This window comes from Thermopolyspora sp. NPDC052614 (assembly GCF_040678635.1).
GTDB lineage: Bacteria > Actinomycetota > Actinomycetes > Streptosporangiales > Streptosporangiaceae > Thermopolyspora.
On sequence record NZ_JBFATZ010000002.1, the window covers coordinates 97,143 to 114,705 of the forward strand.

The window sequence follows — 17,563 nt, forward strand, 5'->3', positions numbered from 1 at the left end:
CGCCGAGCCGACTCGCCGATGCGGCGGGGGAAATCCGGGGAGATCATTGTGTAACGGCCGGGTAGCCGATGGGGTGGTTCGATAAGGGTGGGAGTGGCCTCGGCGGGGTGGTTTGACGAGTGCACCGGATGGGCCATATGGACGTGCCAGGCCACTAGGCTCGAAGCGACGGACTGGATTAGGGGCGGACCAAGTGGGCGACCTCGCCAAGATTTTTAAGGCGTACGACATTCGCGGGATCGTGCCGGACGAGCTGGACGAACGCACCGCCGAGGCGGTCGGCGCGGCCTTCGCTGAGGTGTGCGCGGCCGACACGGTGGTGATGGCCCGCGACATGCGCGCCTCGTCCGAGCCGCTCTCGGCGGCGTTCGCGCGGGGCGCGACCGGCCGGGGCGTGGACGTCGTGGACGCCGGGCTCGGCTCGACCGACCTGCTCTACTACGCCAGCGGCAGCCTCGGCCTGCCCGGCGTGATGTTCACCGCCAGTCACAACCCGGCGAAGTACAACGGCATGAAGATGTGCCGCGCGGGCGCGGTGCCGATCGGCGTCGAGACCGGCCTGGCCGACATCCGGGCCCGGGCCGCGCAACTGCTCGGCTCCAGCGCACCGTTACCTGCGGGCAACCCAGGGGACGCGGGGAACACGGGAGCACGGGCGGGGCGCGTCGAGCGGCGTGACCTGCTCGACGGGTACGCCGCCCACCTGCGCGGCCTCGTCGACCTCGGCGGCATCCGGCCGCTGCGGGTGGTCGTCGACGCCGGGAACGGCATGGCCGGCCATACCGTGCCCGCCGTGCTGGGCGGGGGCGACCTGCCGATCGAACTGACCGCGCTCTACTTCGAGCTCGACGGCACCTTCCCCAACCACGAGGCGAACCCGATCGAGCCGGAGAACCTCCTCGACCTGCGCAAGGCCGTGCTGGAGGCCGGTGCCGACATCGGCCTCGCCTTCGACGGCGACGCCGACCGCTGCTGGGTGGTGGACGAGCGGGGCGAGTCGGTGTCCCCCTCCACGATCACCGCGCTGGTCGCGGCCCGCGAGCTGGCCAAGCAGCCGGGCGCGCCGGTCATCCACAACCTGATCACCTCGATGGCCGTGCCCGAGATCATCTCCGAGCACGGCGGCGTGCCCGTGCGCACCCGGGTGGGGCACTCGTTCATCAAGGCCGAGATGGCCCGCACCGGCGCGGTGTTCGGCGGCGAGCACTCGGCCCACTACTACTTCCGCGACTTCTGGTTCGCCGACTCCGGCATGCTCGCCGCCCTGCACGTGCTCGCCGCGCTCGGCACGCAGGAGCGGACGCTGTCGGAGCTGCTGCGCGACTACACCCGGTACGCCGCTTCGGGTGAGATCAACAGCCTCGTCGACGACCAGGTGGCCGTGCTCGCCAAGGTCCGCGCCGCCTACGCCGACCGCGAGGACGTGCGGCTCGACGACCTCGACGGGCTGACCGTGACCGGCGACGGCTGGTGGTTCAACCTGCGGCCGTCCAACACCGAGCCGCTGCTGCGCCTCAACGCCGAGGCGGGCGACGAGGAGAGCATGGCCGCCATCCGCGACGCGGTACTCGCCATCGTGAGGAGCTGAGAGAGACAGTGAAGATCGACGACTGGTTGCTCGACATCCTGGCCTGCCCGGCGTGCAAGGCCCCGCTGCGCGCCGAGCCGGACTCCGACGAGCTGGCCTGCACCTCCGCGACGTGCGGGCTGGTCTACCCGGTGCGGGACCAGATCCCGGTCCTGCTCGTCGACGAAGCCCGCAAGCCGTAGCGGCCGTGCCCGCACTCGACTTCGATCCCGACAGGCTCGACGACCAGGCGTACCTGGACAACACCGACAGCACCGGCATGCTGCGCGCGGTCGCCTCGTCGGCCGCGCGCGTCCGCGTCGCCCATCGGACGGCCGTCGAGTCCGGGGTCGCCGCGCTGGCCCGCGACGGCCGGCCCCGGGCGATCGTGGTGGCGGGCGTCGGCGGCTCCGGCATCGCCGGCGACATGCTCGCGGCGATCTGCGGGTACGGCGCGCCGCTGCCGATCATGACCGTGCGGTCCCACCGCCTGCCCGGCTGGGTGGGCGCGGCCGATCTGGTCATGGCGGTCTCCCCGACCGGGGCCGGCGAGGAGACGGTGGCGGCGGCGGCCGAGGCGGTACGGCGCGGCTGCAACCTGCTCGCGGTCGGCCGGGCGGGCTCCCCGCTTGAGGCGATCGCCCGGCAGGCCGCGGGACGGTTCGTGCCCGTCACCCCGCAGGGGGGCGGCCCGGCCGCGACGCCGTGGGAGCTGGCCGTGCCGCTGATGGTCGCGGCCTCCGCCCTCGGTCTCATGCGCGGCGAGGACGACGTCTACGAGGCCGCCGCGCTCAGGCTGGAGGACATCGCGCACCGCTGCCGCCCGGCGAGCGAGTCGTTCATCAACCCGGGCAAGACGCTGGCGATGGAGCTCGCCGACACCGTGCCGATGATCTGGGGCACCTCCCCGCTGGCCGCGGTGGCGGCGTCCCGGTTCGTCGGCGGCCTCAACGAGAACGCCCGCTACCCCGCGATCCACGGCGAGATCCCCGAGGCGGGCCACAACCAGGTCGCCGCGTTCGACGGCCCGCTGGCCGCCAAGGACATCTTCGCCGACGGCCCCGGCCGTACCCTGCGCCTGTTCGTGCTGCGCGACGCCGAGGAGGACCCGCGGGTGGCCCGCCGCCGCGAGGTCTCGGTACGGCTCGCGCAGGACCGCGGCGTGCCGGTCAGCGAGCTCCGCGCCGAGGGGGCCCATCCGCTGGAACGCCTGGCCACGCTCGTCGGTTTGGGCGATTACGGTAGCGTCTATCTCGCGTTGGGATATGGCATCGACCCAGCCCCTATGTCGGCTATCGGGGAGCTTGAGGCGAGAGTCACCCAATAAGATCCCCGAGTGCGGATTCGCGTCCGCGCAGGGTAACGAATGACGAGTGGAGACAACGGTGAGTGCGGGCGGCGGTACAAAGGCGATCATTGCGGCGCTGGCGGCGAACCTCGCCATCGCCGCGGCGAAGTTCGTGGCGTTCCTGTTCACCGGGTCGTCCTCGATGGTCGCCGAGTCGGTGCACTCGGTGGCGGACTCGGGCAACCAGGCGCTGCTGCTGCTCGGCGGCAAGCGCGCCGAGCGGCAGCGCACCCCCTCGCACCCGTTCGGGTACGGCCGTGAGCGCTACTTCTACGCGTTCGTGGTCGCGGTCGTGCTGTTCACCATCGGCGCGATGTTCTCCCTGTACGAGGGCATCCACAAGCTCTCCGACCCGCACCCGGTGGAGACCCCCGCCTGGGCGTTCGGCGTGCTGATCTTCGCGATCGCCGCCGAGGGGTTCTCCTTCCGCACCGCGATCCGGGAGGCGAGCCACCTCCGGGGTGACCAGACGTGGGTGTCGTTCGTGCGCCGCGCCAAGGCCCCCGAGCTGCCCGTGGTGCTGCTTGAGGACCTCGGCGCGCTGCTCGGCCTGGTCTTCGCCCTGTTCGGCGTCACACTGGCCGTCATCACCGGCAACGGCGTCTGGGACGGCGTCGGCACCATCATGATCGGCCTGCTGCTCGCGGTCATCGCGGTGGTCCTCGCCATGGAGACCAAGTCGCTGCTGATCGGCGAGGGCGCCAACCCCGAGGACGAGCAGCGGATCGTCGCCGCGCTCACCGCCGCCCCCGTGGTCGAGCGGGTCATCCACCTCCGCACCCTGCACCTCGGCCCGGAGGAGCTGCTCGTCGCGGCCAAGATCGCCATCGACCACGAGGACACCGCCGCCGAGATCGCCACGGCGATCGACGACGCCGAGCGCCGCGTCCGCGAGGCCGTGCCGATCGCCCGCGTCATCTACCTCGAACCCGACCTCTACCGGGAGAAGAAGGCCGCCGCCCCAACCGACCAGCACGCCGACGAGCGCGTCGACCAGCACGCCGACCAGCACCGCTGATCGGGCCGGCCGCGCCGGCCGTGCGCCGGTGCGGGTCGCTAGCGGCGGCCGAGCAGGCGCAGGGCCTTCTCCTTCTCGAAGTCGAGGGCGCGCCGCGGCGCCTGGATCCGGCCGATGCGCAGCCCCAGGTCGCGTACGGCCTGCATGACCGCGGGCTCGCTGAGCACCCGCAGGCCGAAGGCGAGCTCGGCGGGGGAGATGTCGAACCGCCGCTCCAGCTCGGTGGCCTGGGTGACGGCGGCGAGCTCCTCGGGGCCGAACCGCCGGTGCGACCCCTTCTCCCGCACCGGCGGCAGCAGGCCGAGGGCCTCCCGGTAGCGGAGCATCCTGGGGGACATGCCAAGCTTCTTGGCCGCCTCGGTGATACGCATGGGCCAATTCTCACATTTCTGTGTGAGGTTCGGCCGTTGTGGCGTGCGTCCGGTGGTCTCCGGCTCCTAGACTCGCTCGGTAGCGCGAGTAGCAGTCAACGAGTCGACAACGGTGGAGAGGAAGTACGGGATGGACTTCAAGGTCGCCGACCTGTCCCTTGCGGAGTTCGGCCGCAAGGAGATCCGGCTGGCCGAGCACGAGATGCCGGGCCTCATGGCCGTGCGCAAGGAGTACGCCGCGGCCCAGCCGCTGCGCGGCGCCAAGATCATGGGGTCGCTGCACATGACCGTGCAGACGGCCGTGCTCATCGAGACCCTGGTCGCGCTCGGCGCCGACGTCCGCTGGGTGAGCTGCAACATCTTCTCCACCCAGGACCACGCCGCCGCGGCCGTCGTGGTCGGCCCCGACGGCACGGTGGACGAGCCCAAGGGCGTGCCGGTGTTCGCCTGGAAGGGCGAGACGCTGGAGGAGTACTGGTGGTGCACCGACCACGCGCTGCGCTGGCCGGACGGCACCGGGCCGAACATGTTGCTCGACGACGGCGGCGACGCCACCCTGCTCGTGCACAAGGGCGCCGAGTTCGAGAAGGCCGGCGTCGTGCCCACCGCGACCGAGGACGACCCCGAGGAGTGGGGGATCATCCTGGAGACGCTGCGCCGTACGATCGCCGAGGAGCCGGGCCGCTGGACGCGGACCGCCGCCGGCGTCAAGGGCGTCACCGAGGAGACCACCACCGGCGTGCATCGCCTCTACGAGATGTCGAAGAACGGCACCCTGCTCTTCCCGGCGATCAACGTCAACGACTCGGTCACCAAGTCGAAGTTCGACAACAAGTACGGCTGCCGCCACAGCGTCATCGACGGCCTCAACCGCGCCACCGACGTGCTCATCGGCGGCAAGGTGGCCGTGGTCTGCGGCTACGGCGACGTGGGCAAGGGCTGCGCCGACGCGCTGCGCGGCCAGGGCGCCCGCGTCATCGTCACCGAGATCGACCCGATCTGCGCGCTGCAGGCGGCCATGGACGGCTTCCAGGTCACCACCCTGGAGGACGTCGTCGGCATCGCCGACATCTTCGTGACCGCCACCGGCAACTACAACATCATCACGGCCGAGCACATGGCCCAGATGAAGCACCAGGCGATCGTGTCCAACATCGGCCACTTCGACAACGAGATCGACATGGCCGGGCTCGCCCGCGTCCCGGGCATCGTGAAGAACAACATCAAGCCGCAGGTGGACGAGTGGGTCTTCCCCGACGGGCACTCGATCATCGTGCTCGCCGAGGGCCGCCTGATGAACCTGGGCTGCGCCACCGGCCACCCCTCGTTCGTGATGTCGAACTCGTTCACCAACCAGGTGATCGCGCAGATCGAGCTGTTCACCAAGACCGACGAGTACCCGCTCGGCGTCTACACGCTGCCCAAGCATCTGGACGAGAAGGTCGCCCGGCTGCACCTGGACGCGCTCGGCGTCAAGCTCACCACCCTCACCAAGAAGCAGGCCGAGTACATCGGCGTGCACGTCGAGGGCCCGTACAAGCCGGACCACTACCGGTACTGACGGTCATGCACGCGGCGGTCCGGCCATGAGCCACCCCACGGGCCACCCATGAGCAACCCTATGGGCCACACAACGGGCCACCTGACGGGCACGGCGGAGGCCGGGGAGCGGCGCATCGACTGGGCCGCCCGGTTCATGCCGGTGCTGCGGGCGATCGGCGAGCGGTTCGCCGCTGAGCGCCCGCTCGCCGGCCTGCGCGTCGCCGCCTGCCTGCACGTCACGGCCGAGACCGCCGTGCTGATGGGGGCGCTGCGGGCGGGCGGGGCCGAGATCGCGCTCGCCGCCTCCAACCCGCTGTCCACCCAGGACGACGTCGCCGCCGCCCTCGCCGGGTACGGGCTCACCGTGCACGCGAGGGCGGGGGTGGACCGGGACACCTACTACCGCCACATCCACCGGGCGCTCGACATCGGGCCCGACCTCGTGCTCGACGACGGCTGCGACCTGGTCAACACCCTGCACACCGAGCGGACCGAGCTGCTCGACGGCGTGTCCGGCGGCTGCGAGGAGACCACCACCGGGATCATCCGGCTGCGCCGCATGGCCGCCGAGGGGGCGTTGCGGTTCCCGATGGTGGCGGTCAACGACACGCGTACCAAGCGCATGTTCGACAACCGGTACGGGACCGGGCAGTCCACCCTCGACGGCATCATGCGGGCGACGAACGCGCTGCTGGCGGGCCGCACGGTGGTGGTGGCCGGGTTCGGCTTCTGCGGCCGGGGCGTGGCCGAGCGGGCCCGGGGGCTCGGCGCGCGGGTGATCGTCACCGAGATCGACCCGGTGAAGGCGCTCGACGCCAGCCTGCAGGGGTACGAGGTGCGGCCGATGGCGCAGGCCGCCGAGCGCGGCGACGTGTTCGTCACCGTGACCGGCAACCGCGACGTCATCCGGGCCGAGCACCTGGCCGTGATGAAGGACGGCGCGATCCTCGCCAACGCCGGCCACTTCGACGTCGAGATCGACGTGCGCGCCCTGGGCGAGATGGCCGTGGAGCTCAACCCGGGCGTGCGCCCCAACACCGACGAGTACGTCCTGCCCGACGGCCGCCGCCTCCTGCTGCTCGCCGAGGGCCGCCTGGTCAACCTCACCGCCGCCGAAGGCCATCCCGCGGCGGTCATGGACATGTCCTTCTCCGCCCAGGCCCTCGCCGTGGCCTGGCTCGCCCGGGAACGCGCGGCGCTGCCCCCCGCCGTCTACGACGTGCCCTCGGACATCGACGCCGAGGTCGCCCGCCTCAAGCTCGCCGCGACCGGCGTCGACATCGACACCCTCACCGCCGCCCAGGAGGACTACCTCCGCTCCTGGCACCTGGGTTCCTGAGCGTGGGTTCCCGAGCGTGTACGGCCCGCCCGCGACGCGAGCCTCGACGCGGTGGACCTTAAAGCAAGTGGGCCTCAAAGAGCATGTGGGCTTCAGCGCAGTTGCCGCATGCGGCGGATCTCGGCGGCCTGCTCGACGGTGATGTCGGTGGCGAACTGCTGGATGGTGGTGTGCGAGCCGGTGGTGAGGACCTGGTTCGCCATGGTGAGCGCCCCGAGATGATGGTTGATCATCAGGTCGATGAAGAGGCGGTCGAAGTCGGCGCCGGTGGCCGCGCGCAGGCGGGCGAGCTGCTCCGGCGTGGCCATGCCCGGCATCCCTCGGTGATCGGCGTGATGGCCGGGGACGCGCTGGCCCTGCTCCCGCAGCCAGCGGGTCATCATGCCGACCTCCAGCTCCTGGGCGTCGTTGATGCGCGACGCCAGGCGTTTGACCGCGTCCGACGCGGCGCGGGACGGGGCGAGCAGGCTCATGTCGATCGCCTGGCGGTGGTGGAGGATCATGTCCTGGACGAACCGCACGTCGGCGGCGTTCGCGGAGGGCGCCGGGACGGGGGTGACCGTCTCGCCCGGGGCGAACGTCCTGGCCTGCTCCCCGGGGCGTCCGGGGACGATGACGGGTGCGGTGGACACCGCGGCGGGAGTGGCGGGCTCGCCGCCGCAGCCGGCCAGGGTCGCCAGGAGCGCCGGGGCCGCGAGGAGGATCGCGGGGCGGACGGGGTGGTGCACCCGACCTCCTAGGAAAGGGTGATAAGGGATATGAAACATGAATTTTTCATGCCACTATGACATTTGGTTGATCTTTTCATCAAGATGAGCCTTGTGCGGATCGTCCTGTTTCGCGGCATGTGAGCAAGGAGGCATCCCTAGTGTTCACCCCCCACAGGACCGGCCGGTTAGGCCGGCTCCTAGCCACGGCGTCCGTCGCAGCGCTGACACTGGCGCTGACGGCCGTCCCGTCCCAGGCGGCGGACATCCCGCCGCCCGACACCGTGGTCACCAGCCCGAACGTGGCCCAGGTGGCGAACGTGCCGAAACCCGCCCCGATCGCCGCCACGATCAACACCGACATCGCCTTCCAAGGCCACTACGCCTTCGTCGGCAACTACGGCGGATTCTCCATCTATGACATCAGGAACCCCAGGAACCCGCAGGTCGTCAGCTCGGTCGTCTGCCCGGGAGCGCAGATGGACCTCTCGGTCTACGGCAACCTGCTGTTCGCCTCCGTCGACTCCTCACGCAACGACGACTCCTGCGCCAGCACCGCCCAGAGCGCGTCGGTCAAGGAGTCCTGGGAGGGCATCCGGATCTTCGACATCCAGGACGTGCGCAACCCCAGGTACATCAAGTCGGTCGAGACCGCCTGCGGCTCGCACACGCACACGCTCCTGCCGGACAAGCACAAGCGCAACGTCTACCTCTACGTCTCCTCCTACAGTCCGGCGGCCAACTTCCCCGACTGCCAGCCGCCGCATGACAAGATCTCGATCGTCAAGGTGCCGCTGCGCAACCCGACGGCCGCGTCCGTGGTGGCGACCCCGGTCGTTTTCCCCGACGGCGGCAACGAGACCCAGCCCGGCCTGCTGATCCCGACCAGCGGCTGCCACGACATCACCGTGTACCCGGAGAAGAACATCGCCGCCGGCGCGTGCATGGGCGACGGCGTGCTGTTCGACATCCGCGACCCCGAGCGGCCCAGGGTGACGGCACGGGTCACCGACCCGAACTTCGCCTTCTGGCACTCGGCGACCTTCAACCAGGACGCCACGAAGGTCGTCTTCACCGACGAGCTCGGCGGCGGCGGCGCGCCCACCTGCAACGAGGCCGTCGGCCCGAATCACGGCGCGAACGCGATCTTCGACATCACCCGGCGCGGGCAGCTCGTCTTCAAGAGCTACTACAAGATCCCGCGGTACCAGGCCGACAGCGAGAACTGCGTGGCCCACAACGGCTCGCTCATCCCGGTCAAGGGCCGCGACATCATGGTCCAGGCCTGGTACCAGGGCGGCCTGTCGGTGTGGGACTTCAGCGACTCCTCCCACCCCACCGAGATCGGCTTCTTCGAGCGCGGCCCCTACTCCGGCGGAGGCGGCGGCGGGCTGTGGTCGGCGTACTACTACAACGGGTTCGTCTACGGCAGCGACTTCAACATGGGACTCGACGTCATCAAGGTGAACGACCGGCGAGTCCAGAAGGCCGACCGGATCCGTCTGGACATCCTGAACGTGCAGACCCAGCCCACGTACTCCGAGCACGGGCATTGACGAACACGGGGCGGCGCGTCCGATGCGGCCTCCCACCGCACCGGACGCACCGCCCCTCGTTCGCAGGCGTGCCCCAGTGCCCACTGGAACGTCTTCCTGCCCGGTCTCGGCGGGCTTACTCCTCGAAAACTCAAGAAGGCAAATTCAAGAAGGCGGAACGAATCCGCCGGGTGTCGGGCCCGCCTCTCCGGACGGCGGGGCCGACACCGGCCGCGGCGGCACCGGCTCCGGCGTCCGCTGCGGCGTCTCTTGGGGCGTCTTCTGGGGCGTCCCAAGGGGCGGCCTTGATCCCGGCGGCGACGCGAACGGGTACGCGGGCGTGCCGTTGCGGGCCGCCAGCCGGATCTCCGCACGGCGGCGGCGCTCGGCGAGGACGGCCGCCAGGTAGGCGGCGTGCGGGACGTTGGGCGGCGGGGGAGGGCTCACATAGGCGGCCACCTGACCGGCGACCCGCGCCCCCATGTCCTGCCGTACGGCGGGCGAGAGCTGATGCATGCGGAACAGGTACTGCCGGGCCGTGTTCGCCACCTCGTCCGGCAACTGGGAAAGCTCCAGGCCGCCCGCCCATTCGGCCAGCTCGGGCGGCATCGGCGGCGGCGGAGGGGTGCGCGGCGCCCGCGTGGAGATCACGATCGTGCCCGCGAACAGGTCGCCGAGCCGCTTGCCCCGCCGCGACCACAGCGAACTGATCAGAGCCGGGGCGCCGCCGAAGAGCCAGATCTCCGGCACGCTCGCCAGCCCCCGGAACAGCGCCTGGCGGAACCGCTCGGGGCCGCCGTCGTCGGCCACCACCCGCAGCCCGAGCGCGAGTTTGCCGAGGCTGCGCCCCCGGGTCAGCGTCTCGAAGAGCACCGGGTAGCCCACGAAGATGATCACCGTCATGAGGATCTGCAGGGCGGTGTCGAGCGCCGGGTCGGCGATCTGGGCGGCGTTGGCCAGCAGGTAGTTCACCCCGATGAGCAGCGCCGTCTGCGCCGCCAGGTCGATCAGCAACGCCAGCGCGCGCGACGGCAACTGGGCGACCCGGACCTCGACGACGACCGCCTCGCCGGTCACGACATCGGACATGCGTCAATTGTCGCCTCCATCCGCGGCCCCCGCGCGCTTCTCCGCGAAGCGGGCGGCGGTCGGTAGGCTCGTCGCGTGGACATCGACGCCTTCGTGGCCGCGCATCGACCGGCCTGGGACCGGCTGGAGGACCTGGTACGGCGACGCCGCTCGCTGGACGGGGTCGAGGTGGACGAGCTCGTCGACCTCTACCAGCGGGTCGCCACGCACCTGTCGATCGTGCGCTCGGGCGCGCCGTACTCTCCCCTGGTCGGGCACCTGTCGGCCCTCGTCGCGCGGGCACGCTCGGCGGTGACGGGCGCGCACACGCCCGCCTGGCGGGAGTTCGTCCGGTTCTTCACTGTCTCGTTCCCGGTCGTGGCCTACCGGGCGCGCTGGTGGTGGGCGGGCGCGGCGGCGGCGTTCACGCTGGCGGCGGTCGTGCTCGGCGTCTGGGTGGCGCGCAATCCCGAGGTGCAGGCGGCGATCGCGAGTCCCGAGGAGATCAAGCAGCTCGTCGAGCACGACTTCGCGAACTACTACTCCGAGAATCCGGCCGCGTCGTTCTCCGGCGAGGTGTGGGTGAACAACTCCTGGGTCTCGGCGCAGGTGATCGTGAGCGCGATCGTGCTCGGCCTCCCGATCCCCTACATCCTGTGGCAGAACGCCGCGAACGTCGGCGTCAGCGGCGGCCTGATGTTCGCCCACGGCAAGGGCGACATCTTCTTCGGCCTCATCACCCCGCACGGCCTGCTCGAACTCACCGCCGTCCTGCTCGCCGCCGGCGCCGGCATGCGGCTGGGCTGGCTGGCCGTCGCCCCCGGCCCCCGGCGGCGGACGGACGTGCTCGCCGAGCAGGGGCGGGCGGTGATGAGCGTCGCCCTCGGGCTCGTCGTCGTCCTGCTGATCTCCGGCCTGATCGAGGGCCTGGTCACGCCCTCGCCGCTGCCCACCTGGGCCCGCATCGGCATCGGCGTCGTGGCCGAGGTCGCCTTCCTGGCGTACGTGGCCTACTTCGGGCGGCGGGCCGCACGGGAGGGGGAGACCGGCGACATCGAGCGCGCCCCCGACCTCGCCCCCACGGTGGGGTAGCCGTTCGGGGTAGCCGTTCAGAGGCGTCCCGCGGCCTTGAGCGCCAGGTAGGCGTCGGCCAGGGCGGGGGCGATGTCCTCGGGGAGGGCGTCGACGACCTCCACGCCGTGGCGGCGGAGGCGGGCGGTGACCGCGCGGCGCTCGGTGGCGAGGTGTTCGGCGGCCGCGGCGTCGTAGACCGACTCGGCGCTGTCGCGGGTGGCGGCCATGGCGGCGACCCGGGGATCGGAGACGGCGGCGACCAGCACCAGGTGACGGCCGGCGAGCCGGGGCAGGACGGGGAGCAGGCCCTCCTCCAGGGCGGCGCCGTTGAGGTCGGTGAGCAGGACGACCAGGCAGCGGCGCTTGGCGCGGGAGAGCACGGCGGCGGCCATCCCGGCGGAGTCGGACTCGACCAGCTCGGGCTCGATCGGGGCCATCACGTTCACCAGCGACGACAGCAGCTCGGTGCGGGAGGCGCCGGACACCCAGGCGCGTACGGCGCGGTCGTAGGCGAGGAAGTCGACGCGGTCGCCGGCGCGGGCCGCGAGCGCCGCCAGCAGCAGGGCGGCGTCCATCGACCAGTCCAGGCGCGGCCAGCCCGCGGCGACGCCGGGGGTCGGGGCGACGCCGACGCGGCCGGCCGAGGTGCGGCCGGTGTCCAGCACGATCAGGACGCGCCGGTCCCGCTCGGGCCGCCAGGTGCGGACCACGACGTCGGCGCGGCGCGCGGTCGCCCGCCAGTCGATCGACCGTACGTCGTCGCCGACGACGTACTCGCGCAGCGAGTCGAACTCGGTGCCCTGGCCGCGCACGAGCGCCGCGTGGCCGCCCTCCAGCTCGCGCAGGCGGGCCAGCCGGGAGGGCAGGTGGCGGCGGCTGTGGAAGGGGGGCAGCACGCGCACCGTCCACGGCACGCGGTGGGTGCCCTGGCGGGCCGCCAGGCCGAGCGGGCCGAAGGAGCGCACCGTCACCGTGACGGCCTCCCGGTCGCCCCGGCGCAGCGGGGTGAGCGTGGTGACCAGGCGGCGGCGTTCGCCCGCGGGGATCTCCACGCGGTGCAGGCGGGGGGACGGCTGCGCCGAGGGCTCCCAGGCGTCCCGGATGACCGCTCGGACGCGGCGGGGGCCGGGGTTCTCCACGGTCAGGCCGGCGGGCGTCGCGTTGCCGAGGCGTACCAGGCGGTCGCCGTCGCGGCGGAACCGCAGCGGGCGCACCCCGCCGGCCACGATCAGGTCCACCATGATCAGCGCGGCGAGCAGCAGGCACACGCCGAGCAGGGCCGTGGCGGGGCGCGGGGCGACCAGCACGACCAGCGCGCCGAGGGCCGCCAGCAGGGCGGCGCGGCCGGTGAGCGCCATCAGCGGGGGACGGGGACGGAGGCGAGGATGCCGTCGAGCACGCCGTCCGGGGTCGCGCCCTCCAGCTCGGCCTCGGGCCGAAGCTGCACCCGGTGCCGCAGCGCGGGGCGGGCCAGCGCCTTGACGTCGTCCGGGGTGACGTACTCGCGGCCGGACAGCCAGGCCCAGGCGCGGGACGCCGCGAGCAGGGCGGTCGCGCCGCGCGGCGAGACGCCGAGCTGCAGCGACGGGGACTGGCGGGTGGCCCGGGCCACGTCCACGATGTAGCCGAGCACCTCGGGGGCGACGTGCGTGCGGTTCACCGCCTCCCGGGCCGCGGCGAGGTCGGTGGCGGTGGCCACCGGCTTGATGTGCGACAGGTCGCGCGGGTCGAAGCCGAGGGCGTGCCGTTCGAGCACCGCGATCTCCTGCTCGCGCGGCGGCAGCGGCACGGTGAGCTTCAGCAGGAAACGGTCAAGCTGCGCCTCGGGGAGCTGGTAGGTGCCCTCGTACTCGATCGGGTTCTGGGTGGCGGCCACGACGAACGGGTCCGGCAGCGGGCGCGCGGCGCCCTCCACGCTCACCTGGCGCTCCTCCATCGCCTCCAGCAGGGCCGCCTGGGTCTTCGGCGGGGTACGGTTGATCTCGTCGGCGAGCAGCAGGTTGGTGAAGACCGGGCCCTCGCGGAACTCGAACTCGGCGGTCTTGGCGTCGTAGACCAGCGAGCCGGTCACGTCGCCGGGCATCAGGTCCGGGGTGAACTGCACCCGTTTGAAGTCCAGGGACAGCGTCGCCGACAGGGCGCGCACCAGCAGCGTCTTGGCGACGCCGGGGACGCCCTCAAGCAGCACGTGGCCCCGGCACAGCAGCGCGATCACCAGGCCGGTGACGACCGCGTCCTGGCCGACGACGGCCTTGGCCACCTCGGCGCGCAGCGCCGCCAGCGCCTCGCGCGCGGCCTCGGCGTCGGCGGTGGTGCTGATCGGTGTGTCGGTCATGGGCGTCCTTCCCGGGACGGGACGCGGCGCGGGGGCCTCAGGACGGCGTCGTCCCTCACTCGTCTGGTCATCAGGGTCATTTGATCAGGTGGAGCCGCCGGTGGGGGAATTCTCCCGTATCTGTGCCTCCAGCGCGTCGAGGCGCCCGGCCAGGGCGACCAGGGCGGCGTCGTCGGTGGGGGCCGGGCCGTACAGGAGGGAGCGCAGTTCCAGGGCGTCCTCGCCGGTACGGGCCGCCAGCGACGCGATGATCTCGTCGGGGCCCGCGGTGCGGGACAGGCCGAGCCGCGGCGTGACCCGGTCTAGGCAGGCCGCGCGCAGGGCCGCCGAGGCGCGGTCGCGGGCGCGGCGGGCGCGGTAGAGGCGGCCCCGGCCCTCGACGGTCTCGGCGGCGCGGACGACCACCGGCAGGCGTTCGGCGACGACCGGGCCGAGCCGCCTGCCCTGCCACACCGCCGCGAGCAGCACCGCGACGCACAGTTGCACGGCGGCCCAGCCGACGCCGTCCGGCATGAGGTCGTACAGGCTCGCGCCGCCCGGCCCGGCGACGCCGTCCTCGGCGTACCCGGGGTCGCCGGGGGCGGGGTCGGTGAGCCACACCAGGATGTCGCGCTGACCGGCCAGGTTCATCGCCAGGGCGGCGTTGCCGTCCTCGTCCAGGCGCAGGTTGGTCATGAACTCGCCGCTGCCGACCACGGTGATCGTGCGGCCGCCCGTCTCGTATCGGACCAGGGACGGCTTGCCGTCGGCGCGGTAGCAGCCCGACGCCCCGTTCGGCGCGGTGAACACGACGCCGCCGGTGAACGCGCTGCCCGCGAGGACGGCCTGCCGCAGCGGGCAGTCCGGCTCGCGCGACCGGGTCCGGGCCGCGTCCTCGGGCTTCACGCCGGGCGCCAGGGCGCTCATGCCGGGCTTGATGCCGACGATCATCCGGTCGGACGCCAGGGCGGCGAGCCGCTTGGCCATGTCCTCGTCCAGCCCGGACGCGGTGATCAGCAGCAGGGTGCCGGGGCGGGCGAGCGTGGCGGCCTCGTCGCCCGACGTGACCCGGTGCACCCGCACCCCCTCCTCTTCGAGGAGCGCGGCGAGCGCGGCCGAGCCGTCGAGGCCGGTGTCGCGTGGGTCCAGGGGGCGGCTCTCGCCGTCGCCGGAGAGCAGGACGGTGATCGTCGCGCCGAGCAGGAGGATCAGGGCGATCGCGACGATGCCGCGCGCGCTGCGCCACAGGCTGCGTCCGGTGGGCGAGATGGAGGTGGAGACGTCTGGGGCGGTGCGGGGGTCGCGCGTGCCGGGGGTGTTGGGGGTGCCGGAGGTATTAGGGGTGCCGGGGGTGTCCGGGGTGAGCGTCGGGGTCGTCACCTCGGGGTCACCTCGGATGGCAGCGGGGTCGCTCCGGCGGCCGGTCGCGCCGCGGCCACCTGCTCGTCGAGGCGGGCGAGCCGGGCGTACCCGTCGGCCGTGCCCGGCCGGTCGCCGTAGGTCACGTCGTCGAACACCCGCGCGGCGGCGGTGAGCTCGGCGGCGAGGGCGGGCAGCTCACGCCCGGCGGCGGTGGCGAGCTCGTCCGCGGTACGGCCCGGCGACGCGTCGAGGATCGCGCGTTCCTGCAGGTCCCTGGCGATGGCGCGGAGCCGCTCGCGGATGGCGTGCGCCCATTCGCCGGACGCGGCGAACCGCTCGGCGGCCTCCCGGTGCTCGGCCGCGCTGAGCTCCTGACCGGCGAGGACGCCGACCTGCGTCGCGGCGGAGCGCCGCGTGGCCCGGCGGGCGTGCCACAGCAGCAGCGCGAGCAGCCCACCGATGATCACGAACAGGGCGACGAGCGCGAACACGCCGCCGTCGCCGCTCGCCACCGCGTCGGTCAGGTCGCCGATGAACTGGTACACGATCCGCAGGAAGCGGTCGGGCAGCGACTCCTGCTGGTACCCGGGGTCGAGCAGCTCGGTGACGGCGCGCCTGGCCGCCTCCTCGCGCTCGACGCCCACCGGGTCCGCCGTGATCGTCCCCCACATGCCCCAGGTGACCCACATGCCCCACCACATGGCCTTGATCGTGGGCTCCGTCAGGCTCCGCCGTACTGCTGCGGACCGGCCGCGTTGGCCGGATCCCACAGGTCGTCGGCCGTCGCGGGCACCCAGCCGAGCCGCTGCTGGTCCACCGCCGCCGTCTGCAGCACCAGGTCGAAGGCCTCGGCGCGCATCCGCCGGTCGGTGTAGAGCAGCCCGTTCACGCCCGCCTGCACCGGATAAGTGATCATCGCGGAGACGGTGCTGCCGAGCGCGGTGACGAGCGCCACGGCCACGGCTCCGCCGCTGCCGCCGGAGGCGAACGCGAACGCGAACGCGATGATGGAGAACGGAAGAGCGATCACGAAGCCGATGATGAAAACGATCAGGTAGGTGAGCACCAGGATGCCGAGCACCCGCCAGAAGTCCGGCCCGGTCAGCCGCCACGACCTGGAGATCCCGGCGATGACCCCGCGGCGCTCCAGTACCACGGCGGGCGCGGCGAGCGCGAGGCGCACGCCGAAGAACACCACGTAGACGACGTAGGCGAGGATCCCGACGAGGATCACGAGACCGGCGGCCTGGAACGCCTCGGCGGAGAACAGCCCGGCGACCATGAGGGCGAGCGGCACCAGCGGGGCGATCATGATCAGGGTGGACAGCAGCGCGAGCCCGAGCAGCGCGGGAACCTGGGCCTTGGTGAGCGTCCACGCCTCGCCGATCGAGATCCGCCCGCCGAACACGGCGCGGCCGAGCACCCGGGTCAGCACCCCGGTCAGGATGGTGACGGCGAAGAACTGCACCACCGCGGAGATCACGGTGCCGGACACGCTGCCGAGCTGCGCGGTGACGTCGGTCGACGGGGTGCCGGAGAGGACGTCGCCGATCGCGCTGTCGATCGTGAGCCCCTGGGCGATCGACACCGGCAGCGTCGAGATGGCGGCGACCAGCGCCGACAGCCCGAGCGTCGCCTTGGGGTTGGAGCGCATCAGCTTGATCGTGCCGTCCAGGATGTCGCTCAGCGACAGCGGGCGCAGCGGGATGATGCCCGGCCGCAGCGCCTGCGGGGCGTTGTACCCGTAGGGACCCGGGGCGCCGTACGCGCCGGGAGGCCCGTATCCGCCCGGAGGACCGTATCCACCCGGGGGCCCGTAGCCGCCCGGAGGCTCGTATCCGCCCGGGGGCGCGCCGTAGGACCCGGGGTCCGGACCGCCGTAACCCGGGGCGCCGTGGCCCGGCCCGCCGTGCCCCTGTTCGGCAGGGGGTTCGCGCGGCGGGTCGGACGGCTCGCCCCCCGGTGCGGTCCACGGCGACGATCCGCCCGTGTCCGGCTGCGGCGGGCGGGGTGTTGGCTCGTCGTTTGAGGAACCGTGACCGTCAGACATAATGCCAATCCTGGCATGCCGAAGGTCTCGGCGGAGAGTCTCGTGGAGTATAGACACTCGCGCGATGAGCCGGATTCCAGGCAGACTTGGAAGAGACCGCAAGAGATTTCGCGGTCGCGGCGGGCCTTGCCCATCGCGGGAGGCGATGCGAGCGACGATCTACTGGGAGCTGATTCTTCCATGACTCGCGGCTTGCACTGGGGGTTTGGGGGTGGCGGTTCCTTGTTCCATCGTGTATCGCCCATGCGAGCCGGACCTGTAACCTTCT

16 protein-coding genes are annotated in these 17,563 nt (G+C 72.3%); 8 read left to right on the forward strand and 8 right to left on the reverse strand.

The features are described 5' to 3' along the window. The first annotated feature begins 193 nt into the window (after positions 1–193). From AB0K60_RS04000 to AB0K60_RS04015, 4 genes are read left to right on the forward strand one after another with little or no spacing between them, the layout of a single operon-like run. Entirely contained in the window at positions 194–1,588 is a 1,395-nt protein-coding gene (locus tag AB0K60_RS04000; RefSeq protein WP_364048331.1) for a phosphomannomutase/phosphoglucomutase, read from the forward strand. Between the two features lie 8 nt (positions 1,589–1,596). After that, the gene (locus AB0K60_RS04005) at positions 1,597–1,770 is read left to right on the forward strand and encodes a Trm112 family protein (RefSeq protein WP_364048333.1); all 174 of its coding nucleotides are present in this window, start codon (positions 1,597–1,599) and stop codon (positions 1,768–1,770) included. 5 nt (positions 1,771–1,775) lie between these two features. Beyond that, entirely contained in the window at positions 1,776–2,894 is a 1,119-nt protein-coding gene (locus tag AB0K60_RS04010) for an SIS domain-containing protein (protein ID WP_364048335.1), read from the forward strand. Between the two features lie 58 nt (positions 2,895–2,952). Beyond that, a complete protein-coding gene (locus AB0K60_RS04015; RefSeq protein ID WP_364048337.1) occupies positions 2,953–3,933 on the forward strand; it encodes a cation diffusion facilitator family transporter in 981 nt (326 codons plus the stop codon). 38 nt (positions 3,934–3,971) lie between these two features. On the opposite strand, the gene AB0K60_RS04020 is transcribed toward AB0K60_RS04015, so the two are convergent. After that, positions 3,972–4,304, reverse strand: coding sequence for a MerR family DNA-binding transcriptional regulator (locus tag AB0K60_RS04020; RefSeq protein ID WP_364048339.1), 333 nt, complete (start codon positions 4,302–4,304; stop codon positions 3,972–3,974). Positions 4,305–4,434: 130 nt separating this feature from the next. On the opposite strand from AB0K60_RS04020, the gene ahcY reads away from it, so the two are divergent. Further along, entirely contained in the window at positions 4,435–5,865 is a 1,431-nt protein-coding gene (ahcY, locus tag AB0K60_RS04025) for an adenosylhomocysteinase (protein ID WP_364048341.1), read from the forward strand. Positions 5,866–5,925: 60 nt separating this feature from the next. Next, positions 5,926–7,185 carry an adenosylhomocysteinase gene (locus tag AB0K60_RS04030; RefSeq protein WP_364048343.1) on the forward strand — a complete coding sequence of 420 codons (1,260 nt, stop codon included), beginning with the start codon at positions 5,926–5,928 and terminating at the stop codon, positions 7,183–7,185. Positions 7,186–7,277: 92 nt separating this feature from the next. Here AB0K60_RS04030 and AB0K60_RS04035 read toward each other — a convergent pair whose 3' ends face one another. Next, a complete protein-coding gene (locus AB0K60_RS04035; RefSeq protein ID WP_364048345.1) occupies positions 7,278–7,913 on the reverse strand; it encodes a DUF305 domain-containing protein in 636 nt (211 codons plus the stop codon). A 140-nt stretch (positions 7,914–8,053) separates the two neighbouring features. Here AB0K60_RS04035 and AB0K60_RS04040 point away from each other — a divergent pair, with 140 nt between their 5' ends. After that, positions 8,054–9,448 (forward strand): hypothetical protein, encoded by a 1,395-nt coding sequence (locus tag AB0K60_RS04040; RefSeq protein ID WP_364048347.1) that lies wholly within the window; start codon positions 8,054–8,056, stop codon positions 9,446–9,448. Between the two features lie 144 nt (positions 9,449–9,592). Here AB0K60_RS04040 and AB0K60_RS04045 read toward each other — a convergent pair whose 3' ends face one another. Beyond that, complete coding sequence (locus AB0K60_RS04045) at positions 9,593–10,516, reverse strand: RDD family protein (protein WP_364048349.1); 924 nt, start codon at positions 10,514–10,516, stop codon at positions 9,593–9,595. Between the two features lie 75 nt (positions 10,517–10,591). Here AB0K60_RS04045 and AB0K60_RS04050 point away from each other — a divergent pair, with 75 nt between their 5' ends. After that, complete coding sequence (locus AB0K60_RS04050; RefSeq protein ID WP_364048351.1) at positions 10,592–11,587, forward strand: stage II sporulation protein M; 996 nt, start codon at positions 10,592–10,594, stop codon at positions 11,585–11,587. Positions 11,588–11,604: 17 nt separating this feature from the next. Here the strand turns inward: AB0K60_RS04050 and AB0K60_RS04055 are convergent, their stop codons facing one another. From AB0K60_RS04055 to AB0K60_RS04075, 5 genes are all read right to left on the reverse strand, one after another. Continuing rightward, positions 11,605–12,927 carry a DUF58 domain-containing protein gene (locus AB0K60_RS04055; protein ID WP_364048353.1) on the reverse strand — a complete coding sequence of 441 codons (1,323 nt, stop codon included), beginning with the start codon at positions 12,925–12,927 and terminating at the stop codon, positions 11,605–11,607. Then, entirely contained in the window at positions 12,927–13,904 is a 978-nt protein-coding gene (locus tag AB0K60_RS04060; protein WP_364048355.1) for a MoxR family ATPase, read from the reverse strand. The genes AB0K60_RS04055 and AB0K60_RS04060 overlap by 1 nt, the downstream gene beginning before the upstream one ends. 84 nt (positions 13,905–13,988) lie before the next feature. Then, complete coding sequence (locus AB0K60_RS04065) at positions 13,989–15,263, reverse strand: DUF4350 domain-containing protein (protein WP_364048357.1); 1,275 nt, start codon at positions 15,261–15,263, stop codon at positions 13,989–13,991. Then, complete coding sequence (locus tag AB0K60_RS04070; protein WP_364048359.1) at positions 15,260–15,946, reverse strand: DUF4129 domain-containing protein; 687 nt, start codon at positions 15,944–15,946, stop codon at positions 15,260–15,262. The genes AB0K60_RS04065 and AB0K60_RS04070 overlap by 4 nt, the downstream gene beginning before the upstream one ends. Before the next feature lie 20 nt (positions 15,947–15,966). Beyond that, a complete protein-coding gene (locus AB0K60_RS04075; protein ID WP_364048361.1) occupies positions 15,967–17,295 on the reverse strand; it encodes a glycerophosphoryl diester phosphodiesterase membrane domain-containing protein in 1,329 nt (442 codons plus the stop codon). Positions 17,296–17,563: the final 268 nt, after the last annotated feature.

Excerpts from the sequence above, each read along its gene's own strand:
- AB0K60_RS04020 (WP_364048339.1), bottom strand. The coding sequence starts at position 4,304 with ATGCGTATCACCGAGGCGGCCAAGAAGCTTGGCATGTCCCCCAGGATG.
- AB0K60_RS04055 (WP_364048353.1), bottom strand. The coding sequence starts at position 12,927 with ATGGCGCTCACCGGCCGCGCCGCCCTGCTGGCGGCCCTCGGCGCGCTG.
- ahcY (WP_364048341.1), top strand. The coding sequence starts at position 4,435 with ATGGACTTCAAGGTCGCCGACCTGTCCCTTGCGGAGTTCGGCCGCAAG.
- AB0K60_RS04075 (WP_364048361.1), bottom strand. The coding sequence starts at position 17,295 with ATGTCTGACGGTCACGGTTCCTCAAACGACGAGCCAACACCCCGCCCG.
- AB0K60_RS04045 (WP_364048349.1), bottom strand. The coding sequence starts at position 10,516 with ATGTCCGATGTCGTGACCGGCGAGGCGGTCGTCGTCGAGGTCCGGGTC.
- AB0K60_RS04060 (WP_364048355.1), bottom strand. The coding sequence starts at position 13,904 with ATGACCGACACACCGATCAGCACCACCGCCGACGCCGAGGCCGCGCGC.
- AB0K60_RS04030 (WP_364048343.1), top strand. The coding sequence starts at position 5,926 with ATGGGCCACACAACGGGCCACCTGACGGGCACGGCGGAGGCCGGGGAG.
- AB0K60_RS04070 (WP_364048359.1), bottom strand. The coding sequence starts at position 15,946 with ATGTGGTGGGGCATGTGGGTCACCTGGGGCATGTGGGGGACGATCACG.